This is a genomic window from Paeniglutamicibacter sp. ORCA_105, assembly GCF_045798545.1.
GTDB lineage: Bacteria > Actinomycetota > Actinomycetes > Actinomycetales > Micrococcaceae > Paeniglutamicibacter > Paeniglutamicibacter sulfureus.
In genome coordinates this window covers 20,046-33,155 of record NZ_JBIXLM010000023.1, presented here as the reverse complement: position 1 = coordinate 33,155, position 13,110 = coordinate 20,046, and the positions used below count along the sequence as shown (strand labels likewise).

9 protein-coding genes are annotated in these 13,110 nt (G+C 65.8%); 8 read left to right on the top strand and 1 reads right to left on the bottom strand.

Annotated elements, in window-relative coordinates:
* Positions 1-102: 102 nt before the first annotated feature.
* On the top strand, positions 103-1,536 hold the full coding sequence (locus ACIPUB_RS12470) for an aspartate ammonia-lyase (RefSeq protein ID WP_407607665.1): 1,434 nt from the start codon (positions 103-105) through the stop codon (positions 1,534-1,536).
* Positions 1,537-1,614: 78 nt separating this feature from the next.
* On the top strand, positions 1,615-3,144 hold the full coding sequence (locus ACIPUB_RS12465) for an amino acid permease (RefSeq protein ID WP_407607664.1): 1,530 nt from the start codon (positions 1,615-1,617) through the stop codon (positions 3,142-3,144).
* Between the two features lie 105 nt (positions 3,145-3,249).
* On the opposite strand, the gene bcp is transcribed toward ACIPUB_RS12465, so the two are convergent.
* On the bottom strand, positions 3,250-3,726 hold the full coding sequence (gene bcp, locus ACIPUB_RS12460) for a thioredoxin-dependent thiol peroxidase (protein WP_407607663.1): 477 nt from the start codon (positions 3,724-3,726) through the stop codon (positions 3,250-3,252).
* Between the two features lie 304 nt (positions 3,727-4,030).
* Here bcp and ACIPUB_RS12455 point away from each other — a divergent pair, with 304 nt between their 5' ends.
* The 6 genes from ACIPUB_RS12455 (at position 4,031) to ACIPUB_RS12430 (ending at position 13,073) form a co-directional block, all read left to right on the top strand.
* Complete coding sequence (locus ACIPUB_RS12455; protein ID WP_407607662.1) at positions 4,031-5,764, top strand: ABC transporter ATP-binding protein; 1,734 nt, start codon at positions 4,031-4,033, stop codon at positions 5,762-5,764.
* A gap of 87 nt (positions 5,765-5,851) precedes the next feature.
* Positions 5,852-7,840: an ABC transporter ATP-binding protein gene (locus tag ACIPUB_RS12450; protein WP_407607696.1), complete on the top strand. Its 1,989-nt coding sequence runs from the start codon at positions 5,852-5,854 to the stop codon at positions 7,838-7,840.
* 165 nt (positions 7,841-8,005) lie between these two features.
* Positions 8,006-10,201: an acyltransferase family protein gene (locus ACIPUB_RS12445; RefSeq protein ID WP_407607661.1), complete on the top strand. Its 2,196-nt coding sequence runs from the start codon at positions 8,006-8,008 to the stop codon at positions 10,199-10,201.
* Positions 10,202-10,346: 145 nt separating this feature from the next.
* Positions 10,347-11,003: a pentapeptide repeat-containing protein gene (locus ACIPUB_RS12440; RefSeq protein WP_302263759.1), complete on the top strand. Its 657-nt coding sequence runs from the start codon at positions 10,347-10,349 to the stop codon at positions 11,001-11,003.
* A gap of 60 nt (positions 11,004-11,063) precedes the next feature.
* Positions 11,064-11,828 (top strand): CPBP family intramembrane glutamic endopeptidase, encoded by a 765-nt coding sequence (locus ACIPUB_RS12435; protein ID WP_407607660.1) that lies wholly within the window; start codon positions 11,064-11,066, stop codon positions 11,826-11,828.
* 93 nt (positions 11,829-11,921) lie between these two features.
* Positions 11,922-13,073 carry an MFS transporter gene (locus ACIPUB_RS12430; protein WP_407607695.1) on the top strand — a complete coding sequence of 384 codons (1,152 nt, stop codon included), beginning with the start codon at positions 11,922-11,924 and terminating at the stop codon, positions 13,071-13,073.
* Positions 13,074-13,110: the final 37 nt, after the last annotated feature.

Genomic DNA, 13,110 nt, shown 5'->3' with positions numbered 1-13,110 from the left:
ACCGCGTCCACCCGCTTCACGCAAGCCCGCGGTCGCTGGCGCGCGCCCAAAAACTTCCACCCCCCCATGCACATCCGCCTCACCGCCACCCCTAGGAGAGCCATGTCCGAATCCACCACCACCTTGCAGGTTGCCGCACCCCGCGCAGTCCGCAGCGAACACGACCTGATCGGGGACCGTGACATTCCCGCGGAGGCATATTGGGGCGTGCACACGCTGCGCGCCGTGGAGAACTTCCCGATCACCGGCCAGCCGCTGTCCACCAACACGCACCTGGTCACGGCCCTGGCCATGGTCAAGCAGGCCGCCGCCCAGGCCAACCAGGAACTGGGACTGCTCGATGCAACCCGCGCCACCGCCATCATCGAGGCCTGCCGCGAAATCATCGCCGGGAACCTGCACGAGCAGTTCGTGGTCGACGTGATCCAGGGCGGCGCCGGCACCTCCTCGAACATGAACGCCAACGAGGTCATCGCCAACCGTGCCCTGGAGATCATGGGCCACGCCAAGGGCGAGTACCAATACCTGCACCCCAACGACCACGTGAACCTCAGCCAGTCCACCAACGACGTGTACCCCACCGCGGTGCGCGTGGCCACCATCTTCGGCGCCACCTCGCTGGTCGCCGCCATGGAGCACCTGGGGGCGGCGTTCGCGGCCAAGGCCGTGGAATTCCGCACCGTGGTCAAGATGGGACGCACCCAGCTGCAGGACGCGGTGCCGATGACCCTGGGCCAGGAGTTCAACGCCTACGCCGTCACCCTCGGTGAGGACCGCGCGCGCCTGGCCGAATCCACGCTGCTCATCCACGAAATCAATCTGGGCGCCACCGCCATCGGCACCGAGCTGAACGCGCCGGTCGGCTATTCGTCCCTGGCCTGCACGCACCTGGCCGCGATCTCCGGGTTGAAGCTGGAGACGGCCTTCGACCTGATTGAGGCCACCGCCGACGTCGGCGCATTCGTACACCTCTCCGGGGTGCTCAAGCGCGTGGCGGTCAAGCTCTCCAAGGTCTGCAACGACCTGCGACTGCTTTCCTCCGGTCCGCGCGCCGGGCTGGGCGAGATCGATCTGCCGGCCGTGCAGTCCGGGTCCTCGATCATGCCCGGCAAGGTCAACCCGGTGATCCCCGAGGTCGTGAACCAGGTGGCCTACGAGGTCATCGGCAACGACGTGACCATCACGATGGCCGCCGAGTCCGGGCAGCTGCAACTCAACGCCTTCGAACCGATCATCGTGCACAGCCTGACCAAGTCGATGCGCCACCTCGAGGCCGCCTGCATCACCCTGGCCGACAAGTGCATCGTGGGCATCACCGCCCACGAGGACAAGCTGCGCCAGCAAGTGGAGAACTCCATCGGCCTGGTCACCGCGCTTACTGTTCAGCTGGGCTACGCAGCCTCGACGAAGATCGCGATCGAGGCACTTTCCACCGGTCGCGGCGTGGCCGAACTGGTCCTGGAGCACGGGCTGCTCACCGAGTTGCAGCTCAACGAGCTGTTGCGTCCCGAGCGCCTGGCCAACCTCAGCGAATAAGCCCCCAAGCGTTCCCACCGTTTCAACCCGTTCCACCCTTGAGCAAGCCCCCAGACACTCCCCGAGAGGCACCTGCGCATGACACGTGAAATCCCAGAAACCCGCACCACGCACCGACCCGACACTCCCAACTCGGCATTGACCGCCGAGGACAAGGGAATGCACAAGGGACTGAAATCCCGCCAGATCCAGATGATCGCCATCGGCGGCGCCATCGGCACCGGTCTGTTCATGGGTGCGGGCGGACGGCTGGCGGGTGCCGGCCCGGCCCTGATGTTCAGCTACGCCGTGTGCGGGTTCTTCGCGTTCCTGATCCTGCGCGCCTTGGGCGAACTGGTCGTCCACCGCCCCTCCTCGGGCTCCTTCGTCTCCTACGCGCGCGAATTCTTCGGGGAGAAGGCAGCATTCGTGACCGGCTGGCTGTACTGGCTCAACTGGGCCATGACGGCCATCGTGGACATCACCGCGATCGCGCTGTACATGAACTTCTTCGCCAAGTACGTGCCGTGGATCGGCTCGGTCCCGCAGTGGGTGTGGGCGCTTGCGGCGCTGCTGATCGTGCTGGGGCTGAACCTGGTCTCGGTGAAGGTCTTCGGCGAGCTCGAGTTCTGGTTCGCGCTGATCAAGGTCCTCGCATTGGTCGGGTTCCTGGCGGTGGGCATCTACTTCGTCATCTTCGGGTCCCCGATTCCCGGGCACGAAGTCGGCTTCAGCCTGATCGCCGACAACGGCGGGTTCTTCCCCAACGGCCTGCTGCCGGTGGTCGTGGTGATGCAGGGCGTCGTGTTCGCCTACGCCTCGATCGAGCTGATCGGCACCGCCGCAGGCGAGACGGAGAATCCCGAGAAGGTCATGCCCAAGGCCATCAACACCGTGATCATCCGCATTGCCGTCTTCTACGTCGGATCGCTGGTGCTGCTCTCGCTGCTGCTGCCCTACACCGCCTACAAGGCCGGCGAGTCCCCGTTCGTGACGTTCTTCGGATCCATCGGAGTTTCCGGCATGGACTCGATCATGAACCTGGTGGTGCTCACCGCGGCGATGTCCTCGCTGAACGCGGGCCTGTATTCCACCGGGCGCATCCTGCGTTCGATGGCGCTGGCCGGATCCGCTCCGCGCTTCACCGCCAAGCTGAACAAGCAGGGTGTGCCCTACGGCGGCATCGCGCTGACTGCCGCGGTGGCTGGCCTCGGCGTGGTGCTCAACGCGATTGTTCCGGCCAATGCCTTCGAGATCGTGCTGAACATGGCGGCGCTGGGCATCATCGCCTCCTGGGGCATGATCGTGCTCTGCCAGCTGGCGCTCTACCGACTGGCCAAGCGCGGGGGCGCGGCGCGTCCGGCATTCCGGATGATCGGGGCGCCCTACACCGGGTACCTGACCCTCGCCTTCCTGTTGGCGGTCATCGTGTTGATGGCCTTCGACTCGCCGGTGGGCACCTGGACCGTTGCCTCGATCATCGTCATCATCCCGGCCCTGATGATCGGCTGGTATGCCTCGCGCGGACGCATCCGGGACATTGCCGCGGCGCGGGCGAACGCCGATGCGCTCTCCGACCCGACGGAGAACCACGAGTTCTCTGTCACCGGGGCTTCCGACTCAGAGTAGGAATCCGGGGGCGGCACCGTCGCGGACACGATCCGCGCCGGTGCCGCCGTTTTTGACTGCGGTGGCACCGGCCCCAGGGCCGCGGAGCCGCGCGCGGGTGGCTTCCTAGACCCCGAGCTCCTCGCGCAGCCGGGCCACATGTCCGTCGGCCGCCACGTTGTATTCGGCCAGGGAAACCCTGCCGTCCGGGTCAACCACCACGGTGCTGCGCAGGGTGCCGGAGAACTTCTTGCCGTTGACCTCTTTCTGCCCATACGAACCATAGGCAGTGGCCACCGCAAAATCGGGATCCGAGAGCAGCGGGAAATTCAGTGACTCGGCCTCGGCGAACGAGGCCAGTGCATCGCCCTTATCCGGGGAAATGCCCAGGACCTCATAGCCAGCGGCCCGCAGCGAGTTGAGGTTGTCCCTGAAATCGCAGGCCTCCGTTGTGCATCCCTTCGTCGCCGCCTTGGGGTAGAAGTACACGACAACGTTCTTGCCCGCATAGTCGCCCAGTGAGACCTCCCTGCCTCGGGCATCGGCCAGGGTAAATCCCGGGGCGCGATCGCCGGAGGCCAAAGGTGTTGAAAGCAAGGACATGAAATTCTCCATTCGATCAAGCAAACTATTGATGTCGTTTCCCAGCCTAGGGTTTTCGTGTGGACACCGAAAGGGAATCGGGAAAAACCGTGCGTTGCAAGGCATGATGGTTGTCGTCGCCCTTTCACCCCTACATCCTGCGATGTACGGCCCCGGAAAAAATCAGTCTTAGGGAGGGTCAAACCGTGGGACATCGAGGGTAGAGTGACCAATGCTTGGCTGAAAAATGCCGCGTTGCCGCCCTCGCGGGGCCACCAAACCATGGTGGATTCAGGCGGCTAAAAAATCATGAGGACACTGCCTGATGCTCTTAAAGCTCATACTTAGACATTCGAAACCCTACAAGTGGTGGATTGCCGCCGTGCTGTTCTTCCAGCTCGCCACCACCATCGCCACACTCTTCCTTCCCAGCCTCAACGCCCGCATCATAGACACCGGCGTGGTCAAGGGCGACACCGACTTCATCTGGCGCACCGGCGGCGTGATGCTTGCCGTCGCATTCGTCCAGGTGCTCACGGCCATTGCCGCTGTGTACTTCGGGGCGAAGACCGCCATGGCCATCGGCCGCGACCTGCGCCATGCCGTCTTTGACGCCGTCACCGGGTTCTCCGCCCAGGACGTCAACAAGTTCGGCGCCGCAACGCTGATCACCCGCGGCACCAACGATGTGCAGCAGGTACAGATGTTGGTGCTGATGGGCCTGAACTTCATGGTCTCGGCACCCATCATGTGCATCGGCGGCATCATCATGGCGCTGCGCGAAGACGTCGGCCTGTCCTGGCTGGTCTGGGTCTCCGTGCCCGTGCTGCTGGTGGTCGTCGGCGTCCTGGTCATCTTCCTGATGCCGCTCTTCCGCCAGATGCAGGACCGCATCGACGGAATCAACGGGGTGCTGCGCGAGCAGATCACCGGCATCCGCGTGGTGCGTGCCTTCGTGCGCGAACCCCATGAGACCGAGCGCTTCGAGGAGGCCAACGCCAAGCTCACCCGCGTCGGAGTGAAGGTCGGCAACCTCTTCGTGTTGATGTTCCCGCTGATCGGCATGATCCTGCACATCGCCACGGCCTCCGTGCTGTGGTTCGGCGGACAGCGCGTGGAGACCGGCGACATGCAGGTCGGCGCACTGACGGCATTCCTGCAGTACCTCCTGCAGATCCTCATCGCGGTGATGATGGGAACCTTCATGGCCATGATGATTCCCCGCGCGATCGTCTGCGCCGAGCGCATCGACGAGGTCACCACCCTGACCCCGTCGCTCACCGACCAGCACGAGCACGTCGCCGAAATGGACGCCCCGGGAACCATCGAGTTCCGTAACGTCACCTTCGGATACCCGGGTGCCGAGGCACCGGTGCTCAACGACATTTCCTTCACCGCACGCCGCGGCGAGACCACGGCCATCGTCGGGTCCACCGGTTCGGGCAAGTCCACGCTGTTGAACCTGATCCCGCGGCTCTACGACGCGAAGGAAGGCCACGTGCTGGTGGGCGGGACACCCGTCACCCAGCTGACCCGCGCCCAGATTTCGTCAGCCGTGGCCACCGTTCCGCAGCGCCCCTACCTCTTCTCCGGAACCATTGCCTCAAACCTGCGCTTCGGTGCGGAGCACGCCAGCGACGAGGACCTCTGGGACGCCCTGCGCACCGCGCAGGCCGAAGACTTCGTGGCCGCCCGCGAGGACGGCCTCGAGTCGAAGATCTCCCAGGGCGGCACCAACGTCTCCGGAGGACAGCGCCAGCGCCTGTGCATCGCCCGTGCCCTGGCCGCGAAGCCGGAGATCTACCTATTTGACGACTCCTTCTCCGCCCTGGACGTGGCAACCGATGCGCACCTGCGGGCAGCGCTAAAGGAACCCACCAAGGATGCGGCGGTCATCATCGTCGCCCAGCGCATCTCCACGATCACCGCCGCCGACCAGATCCTGGTCCTGGACCACGGCGAGATCGTCGCCCGCGGAACGCACGAGGAACTCCTGGAATCCTCGGAAACCTACCAGGAAATCGTGACCAGCCAGCTGGCAGTGGAGGAGGTGGCCTAAATGGCAAAACGCACCAAGAAGGAAACAACGGCGGTCGTGGAACCGACCGACGAGATCGACGAGTTCGACACGGCCGGGGCCTCCGACATGTTCGGCGACTCGCTCCCGGTCCGCAAGGCCAAGCACTTCTGGCCCTCGGCCAAGCGCCTCGTGGGGCTGCTGGCCCCGCAGAAGGTCGGCATGGCCGTGGTCCTGCTGCTGGCCGCAGCGGGTGTGGTGCTTTCGGTGATCGCGCCCAAGATCCTGGGCCAGGCCATGGACGTGATCTTCGCCGGGGCCATCGGCGGGCAGATGCCCGCGAACGTGCCGGTGGACCAGGTCATCGAGGGGCTGCGTGCCTCGGGACAGAACGACCTGGCCGAGATGATGTCCAAGATGAACCTCATCCCCGGTGTGGGCATCGACTTCCCGCTGCTGAGCCGCTACATCTTGATCGTGCTCTCCATGTACTTCGTGGCGTCGCTGTTCATGTGGGCACAGGGCTGGTTGCTGAACCGGCTGGTCATGAAGGTCGTCTACGGCCTGCGCCGCGACGTGGAGACCAAGCTCAACCGCCTTCCGCTGAACTACTTCGACACCCGCCAGCGCGGGGATCTGCTCAGCCGGGTCACCAACGATGTGGACAACATCCAGAACGCGCTGCAGCAGGCGATCAGCCAGCTGGTGCAGTCATTGCTGACCGTGATCGGCATCGTCATCATGATGTTCATCATCTCCTGGCAGATGGCGCTCATTGCGCTGATCGCGCTGCCGCTCTCGGCCGTCGCGGCAGGCGTCATCGGTTCCCGCGCCCAGGGCCTGTTCACCGCGCAGTGGAAGAACACCGGAGCGCTGAACGGGCAGATCGAGGAGTCCTTCTCCGGCCACGACCTGATGAAGGTCTTCGGGCGCGAGCAGGACATGCTGGACCGCTTCCACGAGAAGAACGAGGAGCTCTACAAGGCTTCCTTCGGCGCCCAGTTCGTCTCCGGCATGATCTTCCCGGTCATGAACTTCATCTCCTACCTGGCCTACGTGGGCATTGCCGTGGTCGGCGGGCTGCGCGTGGCGTCCGGGCAGATGTCCCTGGGCGACGCGACCGCGTTCATCCAGTACTCGCGCGAGTTCACGCAGCCGCTGGGACAGATGGCCGGCATGGCCAACATGCTCCAGTCAGGCGTGGCCTCCGCGGAGCGCACCTTCGAGCTGCTGGATGCCGACGAGCAGGACGAGGACACCGTGACCGCGTCCCTGCCGGCGCGCACCGACGGCCACGTCGAATTCGAGCACGTCACCTTCTCCTACTCGGAAGACAAGCCGCTCATTGAGGACCTGTCCTTCGAGGCGCACCCAGGCCACACCGTGGCCATCGTCGGACCCACCGGCGCGGGGAAGACCACGCTGGTGAACCTGGTCATGCGCTTTTACGAGCTGAACTCCGGGCGCATCACCCTGGACGGGGTGGACGTGACCCAGATCAGCCGGGCGGACCTGCGCTCCAAGGTCGGCATGGTGCTCCAGGACGCCTGGCTCTTCGGCGGCTCCATCCTGGAGAACATCCGCTACGGGCGACTGGAGGCAACCGACGAGGAGGTCATGGAGGCGGCCAAGGCCACCTTCGTCGACAGGTTCGTCCGTGCGTTGCCCGAGGGCTACGAGACGGTCATCGACGAGGAAGGCACCAACGTGTCGGCCGGCGAGAAGCAGCTGATCACGATCGCGCGCGCGTTCGTGGCCAACCCGTCGCTGCTGATCCTGGACGAGGCGACCTCCTCGGTGGACACCCGCACCGAGCTGCTGGTGCAGAAGGCCATGGCGGCGCTGCGCAGCGACCGGACCAGCTTCGTGATCGCTCACCGACTCTCCACCATCCGCGACGCCGACACCATCCTGGTGATGGAAGAGGGCAAGATCGTGGAGCAGGGCAACCACGAGGTGCTGCTTGCCGCCCGCGGTGCGTACTACCGGTTGTACCAGTCGCAGTTCGCCGGCCCTGCCGAGGACGTCGACGCGGAACCCGCTCCCGGCGGCGCCCCGGTGCTCGAGGGCAGCGAGCCCGCCCTTGAACAGGACGCCGAAGCGGAGCTGAAGGGCTAGAAATGGTGCGCCGGTAGCGCGCCGGGCGCTGTCAACTCGCAGATGGCCCCGAAGGGTGCGGATCCCAAGGATCGCGCCCTTCGGGGCCACTGTCATTTGCTGCAGGTATCAACTTGATGTGGAACGGCGGATCGAGGGTTCGGGAGGTGGGATAGGCTAGCCCGAGTGACAGTTCGAACCGGTTCCGCCCCTCAGCTATCCCCGCACCAGACCCAATCCGCGGACGGTCCACGGATCAACTCCAACGGCTCCTCGATGGGATTCCGGACCGACATCCAGGGGCTTCGCGCCATCGCCGTGCTGATGGTCATCATCCACCACTTGCGCCCCGGCGCGCTCACCGGCGGATTCATCGGCGTGGACGTGTTCTTCGTGATTTCCGGCTACCTGATCACCGCGCACCTGTTCCGGGAAATGCGCGCCACCGGGACCATCAAGCTGGCAACTTTCTGGGCCCGGCGCATCCGTCGGCTGCTGCCCCTGGCCTTCACCGTGCTGCTGGCCAGCGCCGCACTCGTGTATTTCTTCATCCCCGCCACCGAACACGGAACCATGTTCAAGCATGTTGCCGCCGCCGGGTTCTATATTGAGAACTGGGCGCTGGTGGCCGACGCCACCGACTACTCCGCCGCCGGGCAAATGGCCACCGTGGTGCAGCACTACTGGTCGCTCTCCGTGGAGGAACAGTTCTACCTCGCTTGGCCACTGCTGATCCTGGGCGCCGCGTTCGTGGCGGGAAAGCTGGTGCCGCGGGCAAGTATCGACCGGCGTGGCTTCTCCGGGCCCGGCACCCGCCGGCTCTTCCTGGTCGCCATCGGCGCGATCATGCTCCTTTCCTTCGCCTACGGGCTTTGGGTCACCGCCGCGAACCCCTCGGCCGCCTACTTCGACACAGCCGGAAGGGCCTGGGAGTTTGCCGCCGGCGGCGTGGTGGCGCTGCTCTGCGTGAACCGCGGCGTCGGGGGACTCCGCGGCGCGCTGTTGGGGTGGGGCGGGCTCGCCCTGTTGCTGGCCGGTGCCCTGCTGATCCCCACCGAAACCCGCTTCCCCGGAACCATGGCGCTGGTTCCGGTGCTCGGCACAGCCGCGGTGCTCGCCGCCGCAGGCACGCAGGGCACCGGAATGCGCTGGTTCTCCCACGCCGCCTGGCTCTCGATCCGCCCCATGCGCCGGGTCGGGGACGTGAGCTACGGGGCCTACCTTTGGCACTGGCCGCTGATCATCGTGGCCCCGTTCGTGCTGCACGCCGAACCGAAGTGGTACCACGAGGCAGGCATCCTGGGACTGGCCCTGTTGCTGGCCTGGCTATCGCAGTTGCTGATCGAGGACCCGCTGCGCTTTGGGAAAATGCTGAAGCCGGTGCGCAACGCGCTGGTCTTTGCGCTGGCCGGGATGATGCTGCTGGCATCGATCGCGTGGGCGGGCACCACCGCGTCGGCGCAAAGCGCGAACCTGCCTCGGATGGACACCAGCTCCACGTGCTACGGAGCCGGAACCCTGGAAAACACGGCCGACTGCCTGCCCGTCGCCTCGGACTACGCACCCTGGCCCTCGGCGGTTGCCGTCTCCCAGCAGGTGCGCAGCCCCTTGTTCCCGGGCTGTGAAACCGACACCCTGCAGGTGGGCGAATCCAGCTGCAGGCTCGGCAACACCGCCGACCCCAAGCTGCGCGTTGCAGTGGTGGGGGACTCGCACGCCTCGGCCTGGCTGCCGGCGCTGGTGGAAATCGCCAAGGAACGCGACTGGGAACTGGTGACCCACATCCGCTCCGGCTGCTCGCCGTCGGTGGCTGCGCTCAAGGGCTCCGAAAAGATCAGCGGCACGGCCGAGCGCCTGTGCACCGAATCGGTGCGTGCCCTGGGTCCGCGGCTCGCGGCGGATCGGGACATCGACGCGGTGATCGTTGCCGCGCAGGGCAACAAGCGCTCCTGGATCTCCTCCCCGGGCTACGAATTCGCCGACCCGGCCACCGAGGGCTTCACCAGCCTGTGGCAATCCTGGGTCGATGCCGGCAAGTCGGTCGCGGTGATCCACGAGGTGCCGCGCCTGGGGAACGTGAACGTGCCAACCTGCGTGGCCTCGAACCCCGGTGAACCGCTGGCCTGCGCGGTAGCCCGCAAAGAGGGCCTGTCGATCAGGGAGAACCTGCAAAAGGCGCTGGACAGCGATGCCGCGCCACGGGGCATCGTGCGCGCGGACCTCACCGATTCCATCTGCTCGCAAGAGACCTGCTTCGCCGTCATTGGCTCGCTGATCACCTACTACGACCAGTCACACCTGTCCCACGACTTCTCGGCGTCCCTGGCGCCCATGCTCGCCAGGGAACTGGAGCAAGACCCGGTCTTCGGCACCGGCGGCTAGGGCCGTCGGCGGGGAACCCCCTCCACCGTCGCGTCGACACTGCGCCGGACCTCCCGTCAAGCTGTCACCGTGGTGAGAAAGCCAACGTGCGCCGACCCACGCCCCTGCCCGGTGCGAGCTTGGTGCGCGGCATAAAATGATGCCCATGCCTGCATCCGTGAAAGCCCCCCGTCTGCCCGCCTTCAAGGAACCGGCAACCACCGGGTCCGGGGACCTGACCGGGTTGGAAACCGACGGGCGCGCCGAGGGCCTGCTCTTCGAATCCGACGACGCGGCGGGGGTGGACCTGGAGGACGCGGTCTTCACCGAATGCATCTTCCGCTCGGTTTCACTGCAGGGCGCGCCCATGGCCAGGGTGACCTTCGGGGATTGCCGCATCGAGGAAGTCAACGCACCGGTACTCGAGGCACCCGACTCCGGATGGTGGAACACCGCCGTGGTCGGTGGACGCATCGGCTCGGCGGAGCTCTACGGAGCCACGTTCCGCTCGGTGAAGTTCGAGCGGGCCAAGCTCGGCTACCTGAACCTGCGCCGCGCGAGGATCAAGGACGTGGAATTCCGCGACGTGCACATCGAGGAGCTCGACGCGGGAGGCGCCAACCTGGAGCGGGTGACCTTCATCGACTGCACCATTGACACCCTTGCCCTGAACGGCGCCAAGCTCAAGGACGTGGACCTGCGCGGGGCGCGCCTGCGCACCCTCTCCGGAATCACTGCGCTCAAGGGAGCCACGGTGAGCTACGAGCAGCTCCTGGACCTGGCCCCCATCCTGGCCAACGAACTGGGCCTTCGCGTCGAGTGAGAAGTGTGCGGTGCGCGGAAGTGGATTCCGGACCTGGGAACGCTCGGTAGGCTGGAAACCATGCAGCAAACTCCCGTCCCATACCCATACGCCCCGCTGCCGCGCAAGCGGCAACCGGTCTTCGAGGCCGGGCCCATGCGGCGCGGGGACTTGGTGGTGCTGGGCACCTACCTGGTGCTCTTCGTCCTGGGTGCCGGCGGACTGCTGGCGCTGGTCCCGGGTTTCGTCGAGGCCTTCAAGGACCAGGATTCGGCGCAATTCGGCGTTAACCTCATCATCTACGTCGTGGTGTTCACCGGGGCGATCATCATGGGCTTCGAGGCGCTGCGTTCCTCATTCGCCACGTTCAAGTACAACCCGTGGGCCAAGACCCTGATGGTCCCCGGGGGCTGGCTGGGGTCCCTGATCATCAGCGCCATCGTGCTGGTTTCCATGGGGAATCCGGTCAAGAGCGAAAACCAGCTGGCCATCGAGGGCATGACCCGGTCGGTGCCGTTCGCGACCATGTTCGTGGTCACCGTGATCCTGGGTCCCTTCGTGGAGGAATACATCTTCCGCCACCTGCTCATCGGCAAGCTCAGCCGCAAGCTTAACGTCTGGGTCTGCGTGCCGATCTCGGTGGTGCTCTTCACCTCGCTGCACTTCATCGGATCCGGTTCCTTCGACCTGACCAGCGCGATTCCCTATACGACGCTGGGGATCATGATGTCGCTCGCCTACGTTGTCACCGGAAAGTCGCTGGCCTACTCCTACGTCCTGCACGTCTTCAACAACGCCGTGGCGCTGATCCTGTCCTATACGCTGTTGCCGCTGTTCCAGCAGTAGACCCAACGAAAGACCGTCGCACACGTGAGTAGCGTTCCCGGAGATTCAGCGCACTGGCACGGCCATGCCCATGGCAGCCGCGGCTACCGCAAGATGATCCTGGCGCTGTTCGCCGCCGGGGTCGCAACCTTCTCCCAGCTGTACTCGGTCCAGGGCGTGCTGCCCGAACTGGCCCGCGACCTGTCGGTGAGCGAGGCCGATGCGGCACTTGCGGTCTCCGCGGCGACCCTGGGCCTGGCCGCCTCGGTGCTCTTCTGGTCGCTGCTGGCCGACCGGATGGGACGGCTGCGCGCCATGACCATCGCCGTGACGGCGGCCGTGGCGCTGGGGCTGGCGGTGCCATTTTCCCCTGGCTTCGAATGGCTGCTGGCCCTGCGTTTCGTCGAGGGCCTGGCCCTGGGCGGGATCCCCGCGGTGGCGTTGGCGTACCTCTCCGAGGAGGTGTCGCCCCTGCACTCGGCGGTTGCCGCCGGGACCTACATTTCCGGGACCACCCTCGGCGGGCTTGCCGGACGCCTGGTGGCCGGGCCGCTGAGTGAATTTGTTTCCTGGCGCCTGGGCACCCTGGTGGTGTCGGTGATGGCAGCCATCGCCGCGGGCGTTTTCATCGCGGTGGCTCCCAAGCCGCGCGGTTTCACTCCCGTGCCCTGGCGCAGTCCGAACCGGATTCCCCTGTGGAAAAAGCTGTGGATGAACCTGCGCAAGGGCCAGCTGTTGGTGCTGTACGCGCAGGGATTCTTGCTCATGGGCGGCTTTGTGGCCGTCTACAACTATCTCGGTTTTCGCCTCGAGGCCCCGCCGTTCCTGATTCCCGCTTCGTTGGCATCGCTGGTGTTCGTGGCGTACTTGTCGGGCACGTGGTCATCACGCCAGTCCGGGGCGATGGTGGCGCGCTTCGGGCGGCTGCCGGTGCTGCTGGCTTCCATCGCGTTGATGGCCGCGGGCCTCGTGGTGACACTGGCCGATTTCCTGCCGACCATCGTCGCGGGGCTTTTGGTGTTCACCGCCGGGTTCTTTGCCGCCCACTCGGTGGCCAGCGGCTGGATCCCGATGCTCGGCGTCGGGGGACGGGCACAGGCGGCCAGCCTGTACAACCTGGCCTACTATTCCGGGTCTTCGCTCTTCGGCTGGGCCATCGGCCTGGCGTTCAACGCCGCCAACTGGCCGGGGTTGGTGGTTTCGGTGTTTTCCCTGTTGGCGCTGGCGGCTCTCCTGGCACTCGGGGGCCTGCGTCGGCACGCCTAGGCTTGGCGGGGAAAGCAGGCCCGACGACGGGTTTCCC

Bases quoted from the DNA above. Each gene is read 5' to 3' on its own strand.
- ACIPUB_RS12470 (WP_407607665.1), top strand. From the start codon at position 103: ATGTCCGAATCCACCACCACCTTGCAGGTTGCCGCACCCCGCGCAGTC.
- ACIPUB_RS12465 (WP_407607664.1), top strand. From the start codon at position 1,615: ATGACACGTGAAATCCCAGAAACCCGCACCACGCACCGACCCGACACT.
- bcp (WP_407607663.1), bottom strand. From the start codon at position 3,726: ATGTCCTTGCTTTCAACACCTTTGGCCTCCGGCGATCGCGCCCCGGGA.
- ACIPUB_RS12455 (WP_407607662.1), top strand. From the start codon at position 4,031: ATGCTCTTAAAGCTCATACTTAGACATTCGAAACCCTACAAGTGGTGG.
- ACIPUB_RS12450 (WP_407607696.1), top strand. From the start codon at position 5,852: ATGTTCGGCGACTCGCTCCCGGTCCGCAAGGCCAAGCACTTCTGGCCC.
- ACIPUB_RS12440 (WP_302263759.1), top strand. From the start codon at position 10,347: ATGCCTGCATCCGTGAAAGCCCCCCGTCTGCCCGCCTTCAAGGAACCG.
- ACIPUB_RS12435 (WP_407607660.1), top strand. From the start codon at position 11,064: ATGCAGCAAACTCCCGTCCCATACCCATACGCCCCGCTGCCGCGCAAG.
- ACIPUB_RS12430 (WP_407607695.1), top strand. From the start codon at position 11,922: ATGATCCTGGCGCTGTTCGCCGCCGGGGTCGCAACCTTCTCCCAGCTG.